Origin of the sequence: Bacillus mycoides (assembly GCF_001757995.1) — a bacterium.
GTDB lineage: Bacteria > Bacillota > Bacilli > Bacillales > Bacillaceae_G > Bacillus_A > Bacillus_A mycoides_B.
Map to the genome: position 1 here is coordinate 19,038 of NZ_LXLV01000010.1, position 23,480 is coordinate 42,517.

General features: G+C 34.7%; 20 protein-coding genes. 19 read left to right on the top strand and 1 reads right to left on the bottom strand.

Features of this window, described 5'->3' with window-relative positions:
• Positions 1–245 precede the first annotated feature (245 nt).
• The 5 genes from colA (at position 246) to BWGOE10_RS02660 (ending at position 8,010) form a co-directional block, all read left to right on the top strand.
• Positions 246–3,143 carry a collagenase ColA gene (gene colA, locus BWGOE10_RS02640; protein ID WP_070140801.1) on the top strand — a complete coding sequence of 966 codons (2,898 nt, stop codon included), beginning with the start codon at positions 246–248 and terminating at the stop codon, positions 3,141–3,143.
• A gap of 246 nt (positions 3,144–3,389) precedes the next feature.
• Positions 3,390–3,938, top strand: coding sequence for an NfeD family protein (locus BWGOE10_RS02645; protein WP_070140802.1), 549 nt, complete (start codon positions 3,390–3,392; stop codon positions 3,936–3,938).
• Positions 3,939–3,950: 12 nt separating this feature from the next.
• The gene (locus BWGOE10_RS02650) at positions 3,951–5,528 is read left to right on the top strand and encodes a flotillin family protein (RefSeq protein WP_070140803.1); all 1,578 of its coding nucleotides are present in this window, start codon (positions 3,951–3,953) and stop codon (positions 5,526–5,528) included.
• A gap of 179 nt (positions 5,529–5,707) precedes the next feature.
• On the top strand, positions 5,708–7,318 hold the full coding sequence (locus BWGOE10_RS02655; protein ID WP_098786260.1) for a sensor histidine kinase: 1,611 nt from the start codon (positions 5,708–5,710) through the stop codon (positions 7,316–7,318).
• Entirely contained in the window at positions 7,318–8,010 is a 693-nt protein-coding gene (locus tag BWGOE10_RS02660) for a response regulator (RefSeq protein WP_070140805.1), read from the top strand. The genes BWGOE10_RS02655 and BWGOE10_RS02660 overlap by 1 nt, the downstream gene beginning before the upstream one ends.
• Before the next feature lie 66 nt (positions 8,011–8,076).
• Here BWGOE10_RS02660 and BWGOE10_RS02665 read toward each other — a convergent pair whose 3' ends face one another.
• Positions 8,077–9,381 carry a CitMHS family transporter gene (locus BWGOE10_RS02665; RefSeq protein WP_070140806.1) on the bottom strand — a complete coding sequence of 435 codons (1,305 nt, stop codon included), beginning with the start codon at positions 9,379–9,381 and terminating at the stop codon, positions 8,077–8,079.
• Positions 9,382–9,636: 255 nt separating this feature from the next.
• Between BWGOE10_RS02665 and BWGOE10_RS02670 the strand changes: the two genes are divergently transcribed.
• The 14 genes from BWGOE10_RS02670 to BWGOE10_RS02730 all read left to right on the top strand — a co-directional run bounded on the left by BWGOE10_RS02670 (position 9,637) and on the right by BWGOE10_RS02730 (position 23,310).
• Positions 9,637–9,891, top strand: a complete 255-nt coding sequence (locus tag BWGOE10_RS02670; protein ID WP_070140807.1) for a hypothetical protein — start codon at positions 9,637–9,639, stop codon at positions 9,889–9,891.
• A gap of 189 nt (positions 9,892–10,080) precedes the next feature.
• Complete coding sequence (locus BWGOE10_RS02675; protein ID WP_070140808.1) at positions 10,081–10,584, top strand: nitrous oxide reductase accessory protein NosL; 504 nt, start codon at positions 10,081–10,083, stop codon at positions 10,582–10,584.
• A 441-nt stretch (positions 10,585–11,025) separates the two neighbouring features.
• Positions 11,026–11,898, top strand: a complete 873-nt coding sequence (locus tag BWGOE10_RS02680) for an ankyrin repeat domain-containing protein (protein ID WP_081338064.1) — start codon at positions 11,026–11,028, stop codon at positions 11,896–11,898.
• A 167-nt stretch (positions 11,899–12,065) separates the two neighbouring features.
• Complete coding sequence (locus BWGOE10_RS02685) at positions 12,066–12,746, top strand: GNAT family N-acetyltransferase (protein ID WP_070140809.1); 681 nt, start codon at positions 12,066–12,068, stop codon at positions 12,744–12,746.
• A gap of 459 nt (positions 12,747–13,205) precedes the next feature.
• Positions 13,206–13,910, top strand: coding sequence for a metallophosphoesterase family protein (locus BWGOE10_RS02690; RefSeq protein ID WP_070140810.1), 705 nt, complete (start codon positions 13,206–13,208; stop codon positions 13,908–13,910).
• 212 nt (positions 13,911–14,122) lie between these two features.
• Positions 14,123–14,794: a response regulator transcription factor gene (locus tag BWGOE10_RS02695; protein ID WP_070140925.1), complete on the top strand. Its 672-nt coding sequence runs from the start codon at positions 14,123–14,125 to the stop codon at positions 14,792–14,794.
• Positions 14,791–16,041 carry a sensor histidine kinase gene (locus BWGOE10_RS02700; RefSeq protein ID WP_081338065.1) on the top strand — a complete coding sequence of 417 codons (1,251 nt, stop codon included), beginning with the start codon at positions 14,791–14,793 and terminating at the stop codon, positions 16,039–16,041. The genes BWGOE10_RS02695 and BWGOE10_RS02700 overlap by 4 nt, the downstream gene beginning before the upstream one ends.
• 233 nt (positions 16,042–16,274) lie before the next feature.
• On the top strand, positions 16,275–17,096 hold the full coding sequence (locus BWGOE10_RS02705) for a transporter (RefSeq protein WP_070140812.1): 822 nt from the start codon (positions 16,275–16,277) through the stop codon (positions 17,094–17,096).
• Between the two features lie 43 nt (positions 17,097–17,139).
• Positions 17,140–17,868: a C39 family peptidase gene (locus tag BWGOE10_RS02710; protein WP_070140813.1), complete on the top strand. Its 729-nt coding sequence runs from the start codon at positions 17,140–17,142 to the stop codon at positions 17,866–17,868.
• 150 nt (positions 17,869–18,018) lie between these two features.
• Positions 18,019–18,168, top strand: coding sequence for a hypothetical protein (locus BWGOE10_RS32705; protein ID WP_171903087.1), 150 nt, complete (start codon positions 18,019–18,021; stop codon positions 18,166–18,168).
• Positions 18,169–18,273: 105 nt separating this feature from the next.
• The gene (locus BWGOE10_RS02715) at positions 18,274–19,872 is read left to right on the top strand and encodes a sensor histidine kinase (RefSeq protein WP_070140814.1); all 1,599 of its coding nucleotides are present in this window, start codon (positions 18,274–18,276) and stop codon (positions 19,870–19,872) included.
• Between the two features lies 1 nt (position 19,873).
• Complete coding sequence (locus BWGOE10_RS02720; protein WP_070140815.1) at positions 19,874–20,581, top strand: response regulator; 708 nt, start codon at positions 19,874–19,876, stop codon at positions 20,579–20,581.
• Between the two features lie 122 nt (positions 20,582–20,703).
• On the top strand, positions 20,704–22,050 hold the full coding sequence (locus BWGOE10_RS02725) for a 2-hydroxycarboxylate transporter family protein (RefSeq protein ID WP_070140816.1): 1,347 nt from the start codon (positions 20,704–20,706) through the stop codon (positions 22,048–22,050).
• Positions 22,051–22,110: 60 nt separating this feature from the next.
• Positions 22,111–23,310, top strand: coding sequence for an NADP-dependent malic enzyme (locus BWGOE10_RS02730; protein WP_070140817.1), 1,200 nt, complete (start codon positions 22,111–22,113; stop codon positions 23,308–23,310).
• Positions 23,311–23,480 lie beyond the last annotated feature (170 nt).

Consider the following 23,480-nt stretch of genomic DNA (forward strand, 5'->3'; position numbering starts at 1 on the left):
ATCATAGCAATTTCATGTTGAAATATGCTTATGATCAGGTCTTTTTGAATAGGGGAAGGATATTAATACGTGGATGTTTCGATCGCTTAAATAATGGAGCGACTGTAGCAAAAATTATAAATCCTTTTCGTTCACTATATGGTCAAAATGCATGAAGAAATAATATGAAATATTGCATTTTATATTATTTTATCCAAATAATATGTTAATTTCGTGAATGGAATATTTAAATAGGGGGCAATGATATGAACAAGAAATCAAAAATTAATAAAGTTATGTTAAGCATTAGTACAATGGCTCTATCGTTAGGAGCAATTCAAACTCATGTGTCAGCGGAAGAAAAAGTACCATATAATGTATTGCATTCGAAACCGGTCGGAATTGAAAAACCAGTAGATGAGGTTGGACACGCTTCTCAAGCCAAGGAAACATTATCGTTTCAAGAACGTTTAAAAGTAGGAGACTTTTCGCAGCGTCCAGCATCTATTATGAAGAGTTCAGAAGTAAAGCAAGTTAAAGAAAGTTATTCAATGGCTGATTTAAACAAAATGACTAATCAAGAATTGGTTGAAACGTTAGGAAGTATTAAGTGGAATCAAATTACAGACTTATTCCAGTTTAATGAAGACGCAAAAGCTTTTTATAAAGACAAAGGAAAAATGCAAGTAGTTATAGATGAGTTAGCTCATAGAGGTAGTACATTTACGAAAGATGATTCAAAAGGAATTCAAACGTTTACTGAAGTATTACGTTCGGCGTTTTACCTTGCATTTTATAATAAAGAATTAAGTAATTTAAATGAAAGAAGCTTCCAGGACAAATGTTTACCAGCGTTAAAAGCTATTGCAAAAAATCCAAACTTTAAGCTTGGAACAAATGAGCAAGATACAGTCGTATCTGCATACGGTAAATTAATTAGTAATGCATCAAGTGATGTTGAAACAGTGCAATATACAGCTAATATTTTAAAACAATATAATGATAATTTCCATGCATATGTAGACGATCATATGAAAGGACAAGTTGTATACGACCTTATGCAAGGTATTGATTACGATATGCAATCTTATTTATTTGAAACTCGTAAAGAGGCAAAAGATACAATGTGGTATGGAAAAGTAGATGGATTTATTAATGAGATTAATCGTATTGCTCTTTTAAATAAGGTAACGCCAGAAAATAAGTGGCTCGTTAATAATGGAATTTATTTTGCTAGCCGTTTAGGGAAGTTTTATAGTAATCCAAATAAAGGATTAGAAGTTGTTACACAAGCAATGCATATGTATCCACGTTTAAGTGAACCGTATTTTGTTGCAGTAGAACAAATTACAACAAACTATAACGGGAAAGATTATAGCGGGAATACGGTAGATTTAGAGAAGATACGTAAAGAAGGAAAAGAGCAGTACTTACCAAAAACGTACACATTCGATGATGGATCTATTGTGTTCAAAACAGGAGATAAAGTATCAGAGGAAAAAATTAAAAGGTTATACTGGGCAGCAAAAGAAGTAAAGGCACAATATCACCGTGTAATCGGTAATGATAAAGCTTTAGAACAAGGTAATGCAGACGATGTATTAACGATAGTAATCTATAACAATCCAGATGAATATCAATTAAATAGACAACTGTACGGATATGAGACAAACAACGGTGGAATTTATATTGAAGAGATAGGCACATTCTTTACATATGAGCGTACGCCAGAGCAAAGTATTTATAGTTTAGAAGAGTTATTCCGTCATGAGTTTACTCATTATCTTCAAGGGAGATATGAAGTTCCAGGTTTATTTGGAAGAGGGGATATGTATCAAAATGAAAGATTAACTTGGTTCCAAGAAGGAAATGCGGAATTTTTTGCGGGATCTACTCGTACGAATAACGTTGTACCAAGAAAGAGCATAATTAGTGGATTATCATCTGATCCTGCAAGCCGTTATACAGCAGAGCGTACACTATTTGCTAAATATGGTTCTTGGGATTTCTATAACTACTCGTTTGCGTTGCAGTCTTACTTATATACACATCAATTTGAAACATTTGATAAAATTCAAGATTTAATTCGTGCGAATGACGTGAAAAATTATGATGCTTATCGTGAAAATCTAAGTAAAGATCCGAAACTAAATAAAGAGTATCAAGAGTACATGCAGCAACTAATTGATAATCAAGATACGTATAATGTACCGGAAGTAGCAGATGATTATTTAGCTGAACATGCACCAAAATCATTAGTGGAAGTGAAGAGAGAAATTAACGATACATTGCGTATGAAAGATACAAAAATAACAAAGCATACATCTCAATTCTTTAATACCTTTACACTAGAAGGTACGTTTACAGGTAGTATAACAAAAGGTGAATCAGAAGATTGGAAAGCAATGAGTAAAAGAGTAAATGAAGCTTTAGAACAATTGGCGCCAAAAGAATGGAGTGGCTACAAAACTGTTACAGCATATTTCGTCAATTACCGTGTGAATAGCTCTAATCAATTTGAATATGATGTAGTCTTCCACGGTATCGCAAAAGATGACGGAGAAAATAAAGCTCCGACGGTTAATGTAAACGGACCTTATAATGGTCTTGTAAAAGAAGGAATTCAATTTAAGAGCGATGGATCAAACGATGAAGATGGAAAAATCGTTTCTTATTTATGGGACTTCGGGGATGGAAGTACAAGTACAGAAGTTAATCCAGTACATGCATATGAAAGAGAAGGAACTTATAAAGTAGCGTTAAGAGTAAAAGATGATAAAGGTAAAGAGAGTAGAAATGAAACAGCTGTTACGATTAAAGATGGAAGTTTAACAGAATCTGAACCAAATAATCGTCCAGAGGAAGCAAATCGTATTGGGTTAAATACTACTATAAAAGGTAGCCTTATCGGCGTGGATCACACCGATGTTTATACATTTAATGTGGCATCAGCGAAAGATATCGACATTTCTGTTTTAAATGAGCATGGAATCGGGATGACATGGGTACTTCACCATGAATCAGATATGCAAAATTACGCAGCCTATGGTCAAGCTAATGGAAATCATATAGAAGCAAAATTTAATGCAAAACCAGGTAAGTATTACTTGTATGTATATAAATATGATAATGGCGATGGAGCGTACGCATTATCAGTAAAATAAGTGCTCTTCCAATGTATGTTTAACTTTACTTTTTGTGGAAAATAGTATATTATATAGATATATAATATATCGGTTATTTTCTAGGAGGAGCCTGTCACAATAGGTTTCTCCTGTTCTTTTTTAGAGGCCTGTCTTACAGGCTTTTCTTTAAAGGATAAATGACTGAAAATTAAGAACGATAATCTTTGAAAGAGGTGGGGCATACACATAACTAAAAAGGGATTGTTTAAGAAAGGGGGATAAGAAATGGTCTTGTTTGGTTATCCACTTGAAACAATTTATTTATATGGATTTATTATTGCTACTATACTCACTGTTATTTATATTTTCTTTGGAGATATATTTGAATCAATATTTAGTTTTGGGGGCGGATCTGTATCCGTTGTTACCTTACTACTTAGTTTCTTCGCTATGTTATGTGGACTTAGTTATATAGGAGAATATTTATTTTCCTTTAATAGTACTATTATTTTTGCTGGTTCATTTGCTATATCTTTCATCGGTGTTTTCATCATGAAAATATTAATTTTAAAACCAATTGCAGAAGCAGAACAAAATACGGTGCAACGTATGGATGAATTCATTGGTTGCAAAGGAGAAGTCATTACGACAATTCCTACAGAAGGATTTGGAGAAGTATTAATATCCTCCAAATTCGGAAGTAATGCAATCCCAGCTAAAACAGTTGGAAAGAAAGATATTTCACAAGGAACTGAGGTCATCATTGAGGGAGTTCAAGATGGTGTTTTACTTGTACAGAACATCGCTTATTCTTTAAAAAAACCAAAATTATAAGGGGGAATTTACATGACGATTCCATTAATTATCGGTGGAGTTTTACTCGCAATTTTAATTCTACTTATTTTAGTATTCATTACGAAGTATCGAACAGTTGGCCCAGATGAAGCATTAATTGTGACAGGGAACTGGCTTGGTGGTGGAAAGAATGTTGTTACCACCGATGACGGAAAGAAGATTAAGATTATCCGCGGTGGTGGTACTTTCGTAGTTCCAATTATGCAAAGAGGAGAGCCTCTTAGTTTATTAAACTACAAATTAGAAGTTGGAACACGTGATACGTATACGAAACAAGGTGTACCGATTACAGTAAACGGTGTTTCTATTATTAAAGTAGGATCGACAATTGAAGAAGTATCTACAGCAGCTGAACAATATTTAGGAAAAGAAACGGAAGAGTTAAAAATAGAAGCAAAAGAAGTTCTAGAAGGGCATCTACGTGCTATTTTATCTTCTATGACAGTAGAAGATGCTTATAGTAATAGAGAGCAATTCGCACAAAAGGTACATGAAGTAGCTTCTACTGATTTGAAGAAGATGGGACTGCGTATTGTTTCCTTTACAATTAAAGAAATAATGGATAAAAACGGGTACTTAGATGCACTTGGTCAGCCACAAATTGCAATGGTTAAGCGTGATGCAACAGTTGCGAATGCAGAGCGTGAAAAAGAGGCACGTATTGAAAAGGCGCGTGCTGAGAAAGAAGCAAAAGAAGCGGAATATCAACGTGATGCACAAATCGCTGAAGCTGAAAAACATAAAGAATTAAAAGTACAATCTTATAAGAGGGACCAAGAACAAGCTCGTGCAGATGCGGATCTTTCTTACGAATTACAACAGGCGAAAGCGCAACAAGGTGTTACAGAAGAGCAAATGCGAGTTAAAATCATTGAGCGTGAAAAGCAAATTGAATTAGAAGAAAAAGAGATTGCGCGTCGTGAAAAGCAATATGATGCAGAAGTAAAGAAAAAGGCAGATGCAGATCGCTATGCTGTTGAACAATCAGCAGAAGCGGAAAAAGTAAAACAAATGAAAAAAGCAGATGCAGATCAATATAAAATTGAAGCAGAAGCAAGAGCACGTGCAGAAGAAGTGCGTGTAGAAGGTTTAGCGAAGGCAGAAATTGAAAAAGCACAAGGTCAAGCGAAAGCAGAAGTACAGAAAGCGCAAGGTACAGCGGAAGCAGATGTTATTAGGTTAAAAGGTTTAGCAGAAGCGGAAGCGAAACAAAAAATTGCAGAAGCATTTGAATTATATGGGCAAGCGGCAATTATGGATATGGTTCTTAAAATGCTTCCAAGTTATGCAAAAGAAATTGCAAGTCCACTTAGTAACATTGATAAGATTACAGTTGTCGATACAGGCGGCGGTGGTAAGAATAGCGGTGCCGGAAAAGTTGCAGGTTATGCGACTGATTTAATGGCAACGATGCAGGAAACATTAAAAGCTTCTTCTGGTATTGATTTAAAAGAATTACTAGAAGGATTCGCTGGAAAAGGTGCCGTGCAGCAACTATCAAACGATAAACCTGTCGTATCTGTAGTAGAAGATGAGAAAAAAGAAGTAGAGAAAGATAAGGAATTGTAAGGTGAAAAGCCCCTCTAGTAAATAGATACTAGAGGGGCTTTTGTGTGTGTATAGGACTCTCTGCTAACACCCCCAACAGAGTAGTGAATAATGGTATAAAAGTAAAGAAATAAATGTGGTATGATTAAGTTGAAAAATCTGTATATTCTTTAGATTCTATCTTCAGTAATGTTAGGGGAATGATTTTGAAATTGAAGAAATTGAAACTACAACCGAGAATTACATTAACTATTAGTACACTTATTCTTGCCGTACTTTTATTAACCAGCTATTTATTTTACTACATATTATCTGAAACAGTAGAAGATCAAATTGGAAAAAGAGCATTGCATGTTGCGAAAACAGTTGCTGCTATACCGGAAATCGGGGAGGCTTTCCAAAAGGAAAATCCAGCTTCTATTATTCAGCCAATTGCAGAAAGAATTCGAATCGAAACAGATGCTGATTTTATTGTAGTTGGTAATAAAGATGGTATTCGTTATGCACACCCTAAGCGAGATAAAATAGGAGAGAGAATGGTTGGCGGAGATAATAAAGGGGTTCTATTAGAAGGGAAATCTTACATTTCAAAAGCAACTGGATCATTGGGGCCTTCACTACGTGGAAAAGTCCCAATACGCAATCAGGATAAAGAAATAATTGGAGTTGTATCTGTTGGTTTTTCAATGGATGATATTCATGGAGCGGTAGAAGTGTATGGAAAGCGTGTGTTTTGGATTACAATAATAGGCCTATTAATTGGGATAATTGGTTCTATATATTTAGCAAGAAGTATAAAAAGAATGATGTTTGGAATGGAGCCAGAAGAAATTTCATCTTTATACGAGGAGCATAGTACAGTTATTCAATCTGTACGTGAAGGGATTGTAGTAATCGATAAAAATGGAATGGTTAGTTTAGTAAATCAAGCGGCATACGATATCCTTTCTTTAGATAAACAACAAAGTATATTGGGAGAATTTATTTTAGATGTTATTCCTAATTCATCGATACTGGATGTACTTCAAACCGGAGAAGAACAATTTGATCGCCAATTAAATATAAAGGGGCAGGATGTTATTGCCAATCGTCTACCTATTAAAGTTAATCATAAAGTAACTGGTGTAGTATCCAGCTTACGCCTGAAATCTGAAATGGATCAATTAACAGCAGAATTGTCTCAAACGCGGCAATATACAGAGGCATTGCGGGCACAAACGCATGAATATAACAATTTATTATATACGCTTTCGGGTCTTATTCAATTAGAGTCGTATGAAGATGCTTTAGAGCTTATTCATAAGGAAACGGCAGTATATCAAGAATTCGTTCAATTTATTATGAAACGAATTCAAAATCTGTGGTTAGGTGGGATTTTAATTGGATTTTATAATAGGGCGCGCGAGCTGAAGATTGATTTTATGTTAGATCGGGAAAGTAGTTTAGAAGAGTTAAGTCCGCATATTGAGAGTAATTACGTTGTTTCTATTTTAGGGAATTTGATTACGAATGCATTTGAAGCAATTGAAAGAAATCACGAGCATGATAAGAGAGTAAGAATGTTTGTAACAGACATTGGAGAAGAAATATTAATTGAAGTGGAAGATTCAGGACAAGGTGTTCATGATGAAATAATTACAAGCATATTCTATAAAGGTTTTTCGACGAAGGCGGGCGAAAAACGTGGATATGGATTAGCGAAAGTGAAAGAGTTAGTGGAAGATTTAAATGGAAGTATTGCGATTGAAAAAGGGGATTTAGGTGGTGCTTTATTTATCATTGCATTACCGAAAGAGAGAGGCGAATTGTAATGAATGAGGGGATTGAAGTATTGATTGTAGAAGATGATATTCGGATTGCGGAAATTCATCGCCGTTTTACTGAAAAGATTGAGGGGTTTAAAGTAATTGGAACAGCAACGACTGGGGAACAGGCGAAAGAATGGTTAGAGTTTGTAAAGCCACAACTCGTTTTATTAGATGTATATTTACCGGACATGCAAGGGACTGAACTCGTTACATATATTAGGCATAATTTGCATGATACAGATATTATTATGATTACAGCCGCATCAGAGACGGATGTAGTGCGGCATGCTTTACGAGGCGGAGTAACAGATTATATTGTAAAGCCACTTACATTTGATCGGTTTAAAACAAGTTTAGAAAGTTATCAAAAGAAGATTACGAAGTTAAAGAAAAATGCTCAATTATCTTCAGAACAGATTGAACATCTATGGTCCCAAAGAGGGGTGCAGGCAAATCAAATAGAATATGCGCCAAAAGGAATCGACCCTTTAACGTTAGCAAAAATAAAAAAGCATATGCTAACTATTAATGAAGAGGGAATTACTGCAGAGATGCTAAGTTCAATGGTAGGTGTAAGCCGATCAACTGCGAGGCGCTATTTAGAGTATTTAATTTCTGGAAAGAAAGTGCATGCGGAGCTTATATATGGAAGTGTCGGGAGGCCAGAAAGAAGGTATTTCCGCGTTTCTTCATAGAGGACTTTCACAACAATAAAAACAGTAGAGGATTACATTTCTTCTACTGTTTTTCCTAGTTTCATCTTATATTGGAATAATTCCAATTACAATTCCAGTAATCAACATAACCATTGTCGTTCCAACAGCCCAAAGTAAAGTAAAGCGTTGATGTTCACCAAAATCAACTTTTGCCATACCAACTAATAAATAAGTAGAAGCAACGAGCGGACTTAGTAAGTGAACGGGCTGACCGAGCAAGGAAGCGCGTCCCATTTCAGCGGCACTAATTCCGTAAGTAGCAGCAGCTTTCGTTAAAATAGGTAATACGCCGAAGTAAAATGCATCATTGGACATAAAGAATGTGAACGGCATACTTAGTAAAGCTGTAATAATTGGAAGCTGAGGTCCAAGTGCGTCTGGTATAAGAGTAACTACACCTTGAGCCATTGCATCTACCATTTTTGTTCCAGATAAAATACCAGTGAAAATTCCGGCAGCAAATACGAGAGACACAACCGCTAATACGTTTCCAGCGTGAGAAGCAATACGTTCTTTTTGTTGTTCTAAGTTTGGATAGTTAATCATAACCGCAATAGCAAAAGCGACTGTAAATAAAACAGGTAACGGCATAACTTCTAGTATGAGACAGACGAGTAGGGCAACAGTTAATAAAAAGTTAATCCATAGCAGTTTCGGACGTTTATGTATTTCAGCTTCGACTGTCGCAGCTTGCTCATCCATTGTTTGCATGTGTTTTAAGTATTGTACATCCATAATCCCTAAACGTTTTCTTTCTTTTTTTCCAAGATAGTAGGCAACGAAAACTACCCAAATTGCACCAACGATCATTCCTGGTATAAGTGGTGTGAAGAGCTCTGAAGCGTCTAGTCCAAGTGCACTCATAACCCGAGCTGTTGGTCCACCCCAAGGTGTAAGATTCGTAATTCCTGCCCCTAACATAACAACCCCAGCTAATATAAGCGGATTCATCCCAAGACGTTTATATAGTGGATACATTGCGGAAACTGTAATCATATATGTTGTTGTTCCGTCCCCATCTAATGAAACGATAATAGTAAGGATAGCTGTACCCACAACAATTTTTAAAGGATCACCTTTTACAAACTTTAAGATTTTGCTAATGACAGGATCGAATAAACCACTATCAATCATAATTCCGAAATACAAAATGGCAAACATAAGCATAATACCAGTAGGTGCTAATTTTTGAATTCCTTCTAGCATCATAGGTCCCATATTGGCATAGAAGCCGCCAATCAATGCAAAAACAATCGGAACTAATATTAATGCTACTAGCGCTGACATACGTTTTGTCATAATTAAAAACATAAAGACAAATACCATCGCAAATCCAAGTAGAGCTAACATTTGATCTCCCCCTCAAAAAATGATTACGCTTTCAAAATAAAATAAAAATTCAGAAAAAAGGTTTTTTGTTTATCATAAAAGCATCCATTCAAATGGTAAATAATTTGAAAAATAACATCATTAGAAGCATAATTTTTATTTTGGTCATTTTGTTCACGAAGGTAATTTTGAATTTTTAAAAAGATAATTTACTTCTTACAAGAATGATAAAATAAGATGAAAATAGTGAAGTGCGAAGTAGGGAGTAGGTTTTAAATGGAAACGAGAATAGAAGAAATTTATAGTTCTTATGAGGGGAAAATAGAAGAGATTTTTGTTAATGAATCTTCTTACGTATATGAGTGGGAAAAATTAATGATGATCCGAAAAAATAACGGTGAGCTTGAAAAAGTCGCAGTCGGTATCAGTGGAAATATAAGATTAGTAAATGTAGAAGTTGGGCAGGAAATTACTACAGATACATTATTAGTTACGTTAGAAGATGATTTATTAATTACTGGTTGTGAATGATGAGAGATGTGTAGAAGTAACTACACATCTCTTTTTTGTTCCATATATTACAAAAATAACATTATTTTTTCACAAATCTCACACAGGTTTTTGATATTCTTCTAGTTGAGTATAAATATAACGAATAGATTTTTTAGAATAATGTATTCTCGTTGAGGGGGATTATATTTTTTTAGGGAGGAAATATGGATGAGAGTAAAGTATGCTGCGCTTGCTATATGTTTATGTTTCGTATTTACAGTAGTAGGGTGTGGAAAAAAGGAAATAGAAGCTGTTGCAGTTGATGAGAAAAATGATAAGTGTGATATTTGTCAAATAGGGGTAATGGATAATCAATTCGCAACAGAAATTATTTTGGAGAATGGAAAGGCGTTAAAGTTTGATGATATCGGTTGTATGTATAAATGGATGGAGATCAATTCAGGTGAAAAGACGAAAGAAAAATTTATTCGAGATTATGATTCGAAAGATTGGGTTTCGTTAGAAGATGCCACTTACGTATATGATAAAACAATAACGACACCAATGGCTTATAATGTCATTTCATTTAAAAATAAAAAAGATGCAGAGAGCTTTGTATCTAACTATAAGGGGAAAGTTCTTTCATATAAAGAGCTATCAGAGCATAAATGGGAAATGAATAAAGAGATGATGGGGAAATCGAAAACAGGGAATCACGGTGGGCATCATTAATAATAGAAAAAGACAACTATATAGTTGTCTTTTTCTATTATTGCTCAGGTGCAAATATAGAAAAGGTGTAAAATTTTTAGAAGAACGGTTACAATGGAATATAGTAACCTAAAGCAATCATTTACCCCGCTATTTGTGGGCAGTAAAACTCCCACCTCAAAATTCGGCTGGAGCGAAGAATTTAGGTGGGAGATCAACTGCCCGTAAATGCCCGATTGGTGAGGGCTAATAATCAGTGGGGGATGAACAACCCCCACTGATTAAAGTTTCACTTTATGTACTTTTTAGAAATGTATACAAATGCGGTAAAAACGTGCTAAACTAATTGTTTCATAATGTTAATGATGAGGCCATCAGGCGTATCATTCCAATAGGTTGAGAAACATAGTATAAGTTTAAGATAATCCGATTAAAGAAGGAATCTAAAGGGCTTATGGATAAATGTACTCAAGAAGAGTTATTGTATGTGATGGAGGAATGGTTAAGAAAACATTATCTTTCATAGGAGCTGTAGTTGTGAGAAAACAAAAAATTTTATTATGTATGTTATTAGGACTTTTAATGACGGTAGTGGCTTGCGATAAGCAAGAAGAACCGGAATCGAAACCGGTTCATGTGAAAAACGAAAAGAAAAAAGAAAAGCATAAAGAACAAGAAGAAGTTAAAGAAGAAAAAAGTATAAATTTAATGGACAAACAGTTGTTACTTTCAGCGACTCTTGGAGACACAGAGACAGCTATAAAGTTGATTCAGGATGGAGCGAATATAAACGTAGAAGGTGACAACGGAGAAACGCCTGTCCTTGCAGCAACGTATCAAAATCATGTAGAGACAGTTAAAGCATTAATTGGTGCAGGTGCTAATATTGAAATTAAAGATGAGAAACAAAGCAATCCACTTCTTTATGCAAGTAGAGAAGGATATACGGATATTGTAAAAGTATTAATTAATGCAGGAGTTAATACGAAAGAAACGACTAAGTCAGGTGGAACAGCACTTATTTCTGCATCTGAGCGTGGCCATGTAGAGGTGGTTAAAGAATTATTAGAGCATACAGATATTGATGTGAATTATAAGAATGAACGTGGTGGAACAGCTTTATTAGAAGCAATTGTATTAGGAAATGGTAGTGAAGGACATAAGAAAGTAATTCAAATGCTTATTGACCACGGGGCAGATGTAAATATGGTCAATAAGGAAAATATTACGCCGCTGCAATGTGCTGAAAAAAGAGGTTTTAAAGATATTGCGAATATGTTGAGGATAGCTGGAGCGAATGAAGTAGTACAGCCGCAACCACAACTGGCGGAATAAGAAGCTGAAGAAATAAAAAGTACGAAATAATCCCATTTAGATAGACAGAATGAAGAAATCAGTTAGTATGATGGATTCAGTAATGTGTATTTGAATGGGATTTTTGTTTTGAACATGAAAAATAGAGTATGAATGGATGGTATATGGAGTAACTAAGGAGGATATAAATGAGGCTTTCAGATCTTGATTTAATAGCAATTCAGGCAGAGGTTTTATTTGTTCATAATCAAGTAGGAAGAATAAAGAGTGTAAATGAAAATGGAAATCCGAAAGCGCCGCGTTTTTTTCTTGGCCGAACTCGTGAAGGGAATATAACGAGATATCATTGTAACCTGGATGATGAAACGGTAAGTAAGATTGAGAAATTAATTCGAGAACCTTCAAATCATATAGAGATAGCAAAGATTATTAATGTATTAAATGAAGAAAGAACAGTGGGAAATATTTGGATGGGTCCTGCTTTCATGTTCCCTAATAATTTACATAAGCCAACTAGAACAATACAAATAACAGAGAAGAATAAAGAGCTTTTGCGAGAAAATTTTCCTAATCTAATAGAACAGATGGAATGGAGGCAACCTTATTTTGCAATTGTTGAAAATGAACAAGTAGTTTCTATATGCTGCAGTGCAAGAAGTACGACTATAGCTGCTGAGGCAAGTGTGGAAACTTTAGCGGAGTTTCAAGGGAATGGATATGGTACTGATGTCGTTACAGCCTGGGCAATATCAATACAAGAAGAAAAACGCATTCCATTTTATAGTACTTCTTGGGATAATTATGCTTCACAAGCAGTTGCGAGAAAACTAAAACTGATTAACTATGGAATGAATTTGCATATCACTTGAATTTTAAACGTAGTTGTTTTCTGTTGGGATTTATTCGTATATCTAAATTATTATAAAGAAAGCCGTATCCTTAAGATGGATACGGCTTTCTCTTTAGGGAGATAAGGGATCAAAGAAATGATGAACTCTTATCTCTTTTATATGAGTAAAGGGTTTAGAACGAATATTGTCCTTTTCATTATTTGTTTAACTCCATTGCAACTTGTTTGCCATTTACGAAAACCTCTGCCACCGCTACTACAACTTCCATCACTTTTTTCATATCTCATCTCTCCTTGTTTTTTGTTTCATTTCTTACTTTTAGTATAAGGAAATACAGTAGTTACAACTATCGAATTGGATGACAAGAGACTTACATTGTTGTAAGGATAATAGTTTTATTTGTAATAAATGTGATTTTGGATCAGGATTCAGAAGTTTCTGTTGTTTTGAACTATAATTAGAAAGAGGGGGGATAATATGAAAAGAATTCTTGTTATTAGTGATATCCATGGAGAAATAGAAAAGTTCGAACAGTTATTGGAAGAGGCTCAATACGATGCAAAACAGGATCAGCTCATTTTATTAGGGGATTATGTGGACCGGGGTCCAAATGCATGTGCTGTAATTGAAAAGATGAAAGAGTTAAAAAAAGAGGGAGCTTTCGTTTTAAAGGGAAATCATGAGGATATGATGATTAAAGCGTTAACGACAGATGAGGAACGTTCATGGAATCATTGGGTAAAAAGAAATGGTGGCGATAAAACATTATATAGCTATGGATTCCTAGAAGAAGATATTGCGGTTAATGAGGAGGACTTCCAAAAGCCGGTTTTACAATCTCATGTACTAGAAGAACATGTAAAGTTTATTCAAGAATTAGATCATTACATTGAAACAGAAGAGTATATATTTGTACATGCTGGTGTTGAGCCGATGAAACGAGTTTCTGAATGTGAACCATATACTTTAATGTGGATACGTAATGAGTTTCATAGTGGGTATAGTGGCGAAAAGGTTGTTGTATTTGGACATACGGAAACGAAGACGCTTCATGGTAATGATGATTGTGGAGTGTATTTTGGGGATAATCGTATTATAGGGATTGATGGCGGTGCTGTGTATGGTGGCCAGTTAAATTGTTTAGAATTGCCGAGTAAAAAGGTATATGTAGTAAAAAATTAAAAGAGATAAGGAGAACCTTATTTCTTTTAATTTTTTATTAAGCTAAATTTAAGAAATAGTCTTTATAATAAACTTTCTAAATTCTATACAATTCTAAAGCTTAAAGAGAAACAGTTGAAAATGAAATTACATAATGTGACTACATTCTTTCTTAATGAGAAGAAGAGATGTAATAATAAAGAGAGCTGAAATATATTGTGGAAGGTGAGAACATGCGCTTACTTGTAGTAGAGGACAATGCTTCTTTATTAGAGTCTATTGTCCAAATTTTACGCGATGAGTTTGAAGTAGATACAGCATTGAATGGAGAAGATGGATTGTTTTTAGCGCTGCAAAATATATATGATGCAATTTTGCTTGATGTCATGATGCCAGAAATGGATGGATTTGAAGTTATCCAAAAAATACGAGATGAAAAGATTGAAACGCCAGTCCTGTTTTTGACAGCGAGAGATTCTTTGGAAGATCGGGTGAAAGGATTGGATTTTGGTGGAGACGACTATATCGTTAAGCCGTTTCAAGCACCGGAACTAAAGGCGAGAATTCGTGCTTTACTACGTAGAAGTGGTAGTTTAACAACACAGCAGACCATTCGCTATAAGGGGATTGAATTGTTCGGGAAAGATAAAGATGTTCAAGTAGATGGACAAGCAATGAAGCTCACATTAAAACAGTATGAACTTTTAGAGTATCTCATTCAAAATAGCGGAAAGATTTTAATGCGTGAACAAATTTTTGATCGTGTTTGGGGATTTGATTCAGATACGACAGTAGCGATTGTAGAAGTGTATGTGCATCATTTACGTAAAAAATTAGAACCATTCGGTTATCAGAAAGATATTCAAACCGTTCGAGGTATTGGATATATATTAAAAGAACAATGAAAAAGGGAAGCATGTTTCAAAAGACACGCATTCGTCTAACTATATTAAATTCGTTAGTATTTATCCTATTAATAGGAGTTTTAGGCAGTATTATTTATGCATACACATATAAACGTACTTATAATGAAGTAAATAGATCTATAGAAAAAACGGTTCAATATAGAGAAAGATTAGATGATAAAATTCCTAATAGGAAATTTATAGGGAAAATTCCTATTGGAGATCCGCGGGTAGTGCAGTTAACTTGGATTGGAAAAACGGTAGAAGTAGATGTTGATAATCGCAAACTTCGTCCCACTTTTGAAGAGAATTTAGAGAAGTTTTATCCCAAAAAGTTAGAATCCGTACAAGATATCGAAGTGCAAGGTAAATATTTTAGAACATTTTCGTTTCAAAAAGATGAGAAAATAGTTCAAATCGTACGTGACACAACGGCAGAAGAAGAGATGTTAAATACATTATTTTTAATTCTCGTTATAGGTTGTAGCGTAGGAAGCCTATGTGCAATAGGAATCGGCTTTTTCTTAGCTGGTAGAGCACTCATACCTATTCAAAATTCATGGGAAAAACAGCAGCGGTTCGTTTCTGATGCATCACATGAATTAAGAACACCGCTTGCAGTTATTCAATCAAAAACGGATGTGTTATTCCAGTCACCATCCGCTACGATAGAAGAAAAGGCGATGGATATTTCTACAATTTCAAAGGAATGTAGGCGGTTATCGAAGCTAGTTAGCAATTTATTATTATTAGCACGTTCGGATTCTAATCAAATTGAGGTGGATAAGAAAACATTTAAACTTGATAAATTGTTAGAAGAAATAGTAGATCCATATAAAGAAATTGCTTCTTATCAAGAAAAAGAGATGATATTAAAAGTAGAACACGACATATTGTTTATGGGCGATAGAGAGAGAATCCATCAAATGATGGTCATATTGCTAGATAATGCGATGAAGTATACGAATGAAGGCGGGCATATTCAAATCGATTGCACGCAAACGAACAGTTCGATTCGTATACAGGTGAGAGATGATGGGATAGGAGTTACAGAAGAGGATATTCCAAAATTATTTGATCGTTTTTATCAAGGCGATAAAGCAAGAAGTACATCAGAGGGTGCGGGATTAGGTCTTTCAATTGCGAATTGGATTGTAGAAAAGCATTACGGGAAAATATCAGTAGAGAGTAAATTGGGAGAGGGCACCTGTTTTGAAGTGATTTTCCCTAAAAACCAAAAAATATAAGTGAGAAGACGATCTTGTTTTTACAAGGTCGTCTTTTTTTAAGGGAAAGTTAAGGAACAACTTGTATCATGTATTACATAATGGAAACTTGTGATGGAAAGAAAAGCTGTAAGGTTTTTTGAATGAACTGGATAAATCATAAGGTTATTTCTAACAGAGATGAAGTTTATGTATAGTATAAAAAAAAATATGGGAAAGCTGGAAAAAGAAAGCGTGAGAGGGAGGAAGAAGTCTTGAAAAAGAAAATGATGACGGTATTCACTATTGGAGTAATGAGTTTAAGTATATTAGGGGGTGCCTCTCCTTCTGGAACGACAAAAGGAAAATCAGATTACGCGCAGCGTAGTAAAGAGCAATTAAACGATGGGAAAATACATGCAATGCATACAGAAGAGAAGGCAGAAAAGCTAGGCATTGAAACGGATGGAAAAGAACAAATTACGTTAGAAAAAGAAATTCATGAAACGGAAGTAGGAAGAGAAGCGGAACAATTAGGTATCCCGACAGAAGGAAAAGATGTTGGAATTCTTTCAGAAGAAATCTACGAAACAAAAGTGAAGCAAGAAGCGTTAAACCTAGGGATATCTGTAGAGAACACATCGATTGTGGATTTAATAAGCAAAATCAATGCAATCAAAATTAATAACGAAGCCAATAAATTAGGCGTTTCGACTGAAGGAAAAGAGATAGAAGAGGTTGCGGAGGAAATCTATGGAACGAAAGTAAGAGAAGAAGCAGGAAAGTTAGATATTTCTCAAAAAGGAAAAGAGATAGAAGAGTTAGCAGAAGAAGTGTACGAACAAAAAGTGCAGGTAGAAGCAAAAAAATATCATATTGATTTATACGGTAAAGATATATATCAAGTATTAAGAGAAATAAATGAGCAAAAGGTAATAGAAATAGCAGATGAGCTTGGTATGGATAGAGCGAATTTGAATATTCAAGATTTAGCGGAGAAGATAAATCTTGAACAACCTGAAAAAGGAAACGAACTAAAATTTATACCAATGATTCAAACAGATGTAGATGCGTTTTATTCGTATTTAACGAATTAAAAGGGGCGTGAGAGTGATACGGAAATGGAAGTGGTATATATGTATGGCCGTACTATGTATAGTAATATGGGGTGCATATACAAATGGGATTACAGCGTATGTGGAGAAAGTAAAGGGATTAATATTCTCCAGTATACAAAGTCAAAAACGAGCAGAGCTTAGTAATAACGATGAAAAAATCATCTTATCAAATGTGCCTTTAATTCAGCAATTACCAGAGCTAGATAGAGGATGCGAAGTAACAAGTTTAGCGATGATGTTACAATATGCGGGTGTTTCTGCAGATAAGATGAAGTTAGCAAATGAAATAAAAAAAGTTAATTTTTTAGACGATGGTGTAAGAGGAAATCCGAATGAAGGATTTGTTGGGAACATTTATACGTTTTCTGAATCGGGATACGGTGTATATCATGGACCGCTTTTTCAATTAGCAAAAAAATATTTACCGAATGAAGCTGTAGATTTAACAGGAAACAGTATAGAAGAAATTTATAAGAGTGTAAATAATGGGCAACCGGTAGTAATGATTACGAATGCAACATATGCCCCGCTAGATGAGGATGAATTCACTATATGGGAAACAAATGGTGGAGATGTTTCCATTACTTATAATGAACATTGTGTTGTACTTGTTGGATATGATAAGGAGTCTGTATATATTCAAGATCCACTTAATGAACGCCCGAATATCAGTGTATCGAGAGCGGATTTTGAAAAGGCGTGGGTACAGATGGGGAGCCAAGCGATTAGTTATGTGAAAAGTTCAAAGTGAAGTAAGGGAATAAGAGTATACGGATTATAAAGAAGGTTTTGTGAGAAGTGTTTTAAAGAAGAAAAAATGATAAGAAGAAAGAGAACTTCTATGTATGGAGGTTCTCTTATTTTGTAATTTAAACTTTTAAGAATAACTACATATGTAAAAATGCATAATCAACAAAAAAAATACATGGTATTATTATATTTAATTTCCAAAATTAATCGAGCAGCAGAAACAATGAAAGGTTTAGCTGGCGATGAAAATGAAGTAACGAATGCTATTGATGAAATTGCAAAGGCTACAGAAGAACTATAAGAAATGATTAGTAAATTTAAAGTATAATAACAGCAAATAAGTAAGGTGAAAATGATATCACCTTACTTATTTTTCTATTCAGCAATTAGGGGAGTCATTAACGGGATGAAAAAAAGAAAAAGACTATGGAATTTATGGAAAACGATTACATTGTTAGTGTGTACTGTTGTCATTTTTTCTTTACTTGTAACAGATATTTTAATCAGCCATAATGTTGAACGAACGACAGAAGAAAGCCAAGCAGAGAAGGCAAAAACGATTGCACATATTGTAGCGAATGATTCGGTGGTAATCGATGGTTTAATTGGGAAAGCAGATACTTCCGCCATCCAAACGTATACAAATAGGATATTAAAAAATACAGGTGTTCAATTTATTGTCGTTATGGACATGGATGGAATAAGAAAATCTCATCCAAATCCCCAAAAAATAGGTCATCATTTCGTTGGAGGGGATGAAGGAACGGTATTGAAGGGAAAGGAACACGTATCTTTAGCAGAAGGGACTTTAGGGATTTCAATGCGAGTATTCGTTCCTGTTTTTGCTGACACAGGTGAACAGCTTGGTGCGGTTGCTGTTGGTATTTCAGCTGATAATGTAAAAGAGAGAGTTAAGGAAAGTAGACATATTATTTATATAGGTGTCGGAGTTGGATTGTTAATTGGCATTATAGGAGCGATATTGCTAGCTAGACATATAAAGAAGAGTCTGTTTGGTCTGGAACCGCATAGGATAGCGAAAATTCTTGAAGAAAGAAATACGATGTTGCTTTCGGTGAAGGAAGGTATTATTGCTGTAGATAAAGAGGCGAACGTAACTTTAATCAATAATGAGGCAAAACGGTTATTTAAGAAAAGTGGACTTGAAGAAGATTTTATTGGTAAAGACGTTGAATTGTATATGCCGAATTCACGTATAAAAGAAGTGTTGCAAACAGGAGAGGTACAATTAAACGAAGAACAAAAAATTTATGGGATTACGATTGTTACGAATCGTGTTCCTTTATATGTAAAAGGAGAAATAGTTGGTGCAATTGCAACATTTCGTGATAAAACAGAAATTAGAAAATTAGCAGAAGAATTAACTGGTATTAAGCTATATGCGGAAGCATTACGGGCTCAATCTCATGAATTTATGAACAAAATGCATGTCGTATTAGGGTTAACACATATGAAACAGTATGAAGAATTGCAGAAATATGTAAGTAGTATGGTATCAGAGCATCAATATGAAATTGGGGGGATTATGAAAAAAATTCAAAGCCCAGTATTTGCTGGATTTTTACTAGGTAAACTTAGTTATGCTAGAGAGAAAAATATAAAGTTAATTATAAAAGACGATTCTTACTTACCAGAAATATATGATGAACGTATCATTCATGAATTGATCACCATTGTCGGGAATTTAATTAATAATGCATTAGACGCGGTGGCGAATTGTGAGAAGAAGCAGGTTGAAGTTGGAATACAATATGGGGATACATTAATCATTACAGTACAAGATACGGGGAAAGGCATAAAAGAAGATGAAATTGATGCATTATTTATAAAAGGTTATTCCACAAAGGGTGATAATCGGGGGTATGGTTTGCATCTTGTAAAGGAAAGCATAAAGCGAATAAATGGGGGAATTTATGTTCATTCATTGTTAGGAACGGGAACGACAATAACGATTGAAATACCTAAAAGTAGGGATGAGAGATAAGATGATCAAAGTTTTGATTGTAGAAGATGATCCGATGGTTGCGATGTTAAATACGCATTATTTAGAGCAAGTGGGAGGGTTTGAACTTGTCCATGCAGTTAACTCAGTAAAATCGGCGATAGAAGTATTAGAGAAGTCACGAGTAGACTTCATATTACTTGATATTTTTATGCCTGAGGAGACTGGATTTGAGCTTTTAATGTATATTCGGAATCAAGAAAAGGAAATTGATATTATGATGATTTCAGCTGTGCATGATATGGGAAGTATTAAAAAAGCATTACAATATGGAGTTGTCGACTATTTAATTAAACCATTTACATTTGAACGCTTTAAGGAAGCATTAACTGTATATCGAGAAAAACTTACTTTTATGAAAGAACAACAAAAAATTAGTCAATCGGAATTAGATTCACTAATTTTACAAAAAGAAAAAAGAGAGTCCTCTGTCTATAAAGAGCTTCCGAAAGGATTAACAAAGCAAACGCTGCAACTAATTTGGCAGCAAATCAAATCGCTTCACGGACAAGCATTTACAACAGATGAAATGGCGAAATTAGTAGGGGTTTCAAGAGTTTCTATTCGAAAGTATGTAATGTTTTTGACTGAAATTGGAGTTTTAGAGAATGAAATGGTGTATCAACATGTGGGAAGACCGGTAAGTAAATTAAGGTGTATTGACCAAAATAAAATAGAATTTTACGTATAAGCGACTTATTATAGGTCGCTTATACTTTTTTTAATTACAAAAGTAGTTACAAAACTTACAAAAACTATTTTTACTATTGAAAGCGTTTTAATATTGTTATTAAGAAAACAAGGGGGTGCCATATGGGAATTCAAAAGAATGTGGAAGCGGTATCATTTTCTGAGGGGAATGAGGTACAAAGAGAATCGTTCGCTTCTAAAATTATGAATGTAAAAATCGGTGTAATACCTTTACCGTTATATGTAGTATTGGCTGCTATTATTTATGGGGCATCTGTATATAATAAATTACCAGCAGATATGATTGGTGGATTTGCAGTTATTATGATTATGGGTATTTTCTTAGGTGACATTGGGATGAGAATTCCAATTCTAAAAAACATCGGTGGTCCAGCAATTCTTTCATTATTTATTCCATCGTTACTTGTATTTTTCAACTGGATGAATCCAGCTTCAATGGAAGCTGCGACTATGTTAATGAAAAAATCGAACTTTTTATATTTATATATTTCTTGTTTAGTGGTTGGAAGTATTTTAGGAATGAACCGTAAAGTATTAGTACAAGGTTTCGTTCGCATGTTTATTCCTTTAGTAGTAGGAACGTTAGCTTCTATAGCAGTAGGCTTATTAGTAGGTTCACTATTTGGATTTGAAATGAAGCAGACATTCTTCTTTATCATCGTACCAATTGTTAGTGGTGGTATTGGGGAAGGGATTTTACCGTTATCACTAGCTTACGGTGATATTTTAAATGAATCATCAGCAACATTTGTATCACAGCTTATTCCTGCAGCTATTATCGGAAATATGTTTGCAATTGTGAGCGCAGGCTATATGAAGCGTTTAGGTGAGAAGAGACCTGAGCTTAGTGGGAATGGTGTATTAGTAAAAACAGATAATCAAGCAGAGTTATTAAAAGAGCAAAATACAGAAAAACCAATTGATTTCTCATTAATGGGAGCAGGGTTATTGATTGCATGTACATTCTTTATTTTCGGAGGATTAGCTTCTAAGTTTATCGGTATTCCAGGAGCAATCATTATGATTTTTTCAGCAGCACTTGTGAAATACTTTAAATTAATGCCAGCAAAAATGGAGCAAGGTGCATTCCATTTATATAAATTTATTTCAAAGAATTTAACTTGGCCGTTAATGGTCGGTTTAGGATTGCTATATATTCCGTTAAAAGACGTAGCAGCAGTTCTTTCTGTAGGATATGTTGTTGTTTGTGCATCAGTTGTTCTTACAATGGTAGCATCAGGTTTTCTTGTAGGGAAAGTGATGAAAATGTATCCAGTTGAATCAGCAATTGTAACTGGATGTCATAGTGGTTTAGGTGGAACTGGAGATGTTGCTATTTTATCAGCTTCAAATCGTATGGAATTAATGCCGTTTGCGCAAATTTCAACGCGTTTAGGTGGGGCAGCAGTGGTTGTAACAGCAACAATTTTATTGAAAATGTTTTCATGATCAAAACAAGCTAGCTATATTCGTATAGCTAGCTTGTCAAATTAAGGGGAGATTATAAGTATGTTAGAAAATCAAATTAATGAAAGATCATTGTTATTGCATAAAGAGTTAGTAGGGAAAATTGAGATTACAAGTAAAGTAGAAGTGAATTCAGCGGATGATTTAAGTCTGACTTATACACCAGGGGTAGCTGAGTCTTGTAAAGCAATTGCAGCAGATGAAGATACAGCGTATGACTATACAGCAAGAGGGAACATGGTGGCAGTTGTTTCAGATGGAACAGCAGTACTTGGTTTAGGGAATATTGGACCGAAAGCGGCTATGCCTGTTATGGAAGGGAAAAGTATTTTATTTAAGAAGTTTGCGAATGTAGATGCTTTCCCGCTATGTTTAGGTACGACTGATGTGGATGAAATCGTTACCCTTGTGAAAAATCTAGAGCCTACATTTGCAGGTATTAATTTAGAGGATATTGCAGCACCACGCTGTTTTGAAATTGAAAAACGATTAAAAGAAGAAACGAATATTCCTGTATTTCATGATGATCAGCATGGGACGGCTATTGTCGTTTTAGCAGCTGTTATTAATGCATTAAAAGTTGTAAGTAAACAAATGGATGATGTGAAAATTGTTATTAACGGTGCGGGTTCGGCAGGAATTGCAATTGGAAAATTATTATTAAAAGCTGGCGCAAAACATATTACGTTAGTTAGTTTAGAAGGTATTGTTTGTGAAGGTGAAACATGGATGAACGAAGCACAAATCGAAGTTTCAAAGAAGACAAATCGAGAATATGTACGTGGAACATTAAAGGAAGCGATTCATCAAGCTGATATTTTCATCGGTGTATCTGCTCCAAACGTATTAACGAAAGAACTTGTACAGACGATGAACGAGAAACCAATTGTGTTTGCAATGGCAAATCCAATCCCAGAAATATTCCCAGAGGACGCATTAGAAGCTGGGGCAGCTGTAGTAGGAACTGGGCGTTCTGATTATTCGAATCAAGTAAATAATGTATTGGCGTTCCCTGGAATATTCCGCGGTGCGTTAGATGTGCGTGCGACTGATATTACAGAAGAGATGAAATTAGCGGCAGCATATGGGATCGCTAACATAATTACGGACGAAGAGCGTAGTGCGAATTATGTAATTCCAAATCCATTAGATAAAAGAGTTGTTCCAAATGTTGCAGAAGCAGTAGCGAAAGCAGCCATTGATTCAGGTGTGGCGCAAATTACGAAAATGCCAAGTTATTAATAGTTAAAAGCAGTGCCTAAAAAGGCACTGCTTTTTTTGAGATAAGAAATCAAAATAATGAAGAAGTGTAGAATTATTTATGTTTCTTCACTATTTGTTTAATTCCATTGCAACTTGTTTACCATTTATGAAAACCTCAGTTACTGCTACGATCACTTCTATCATTTTTT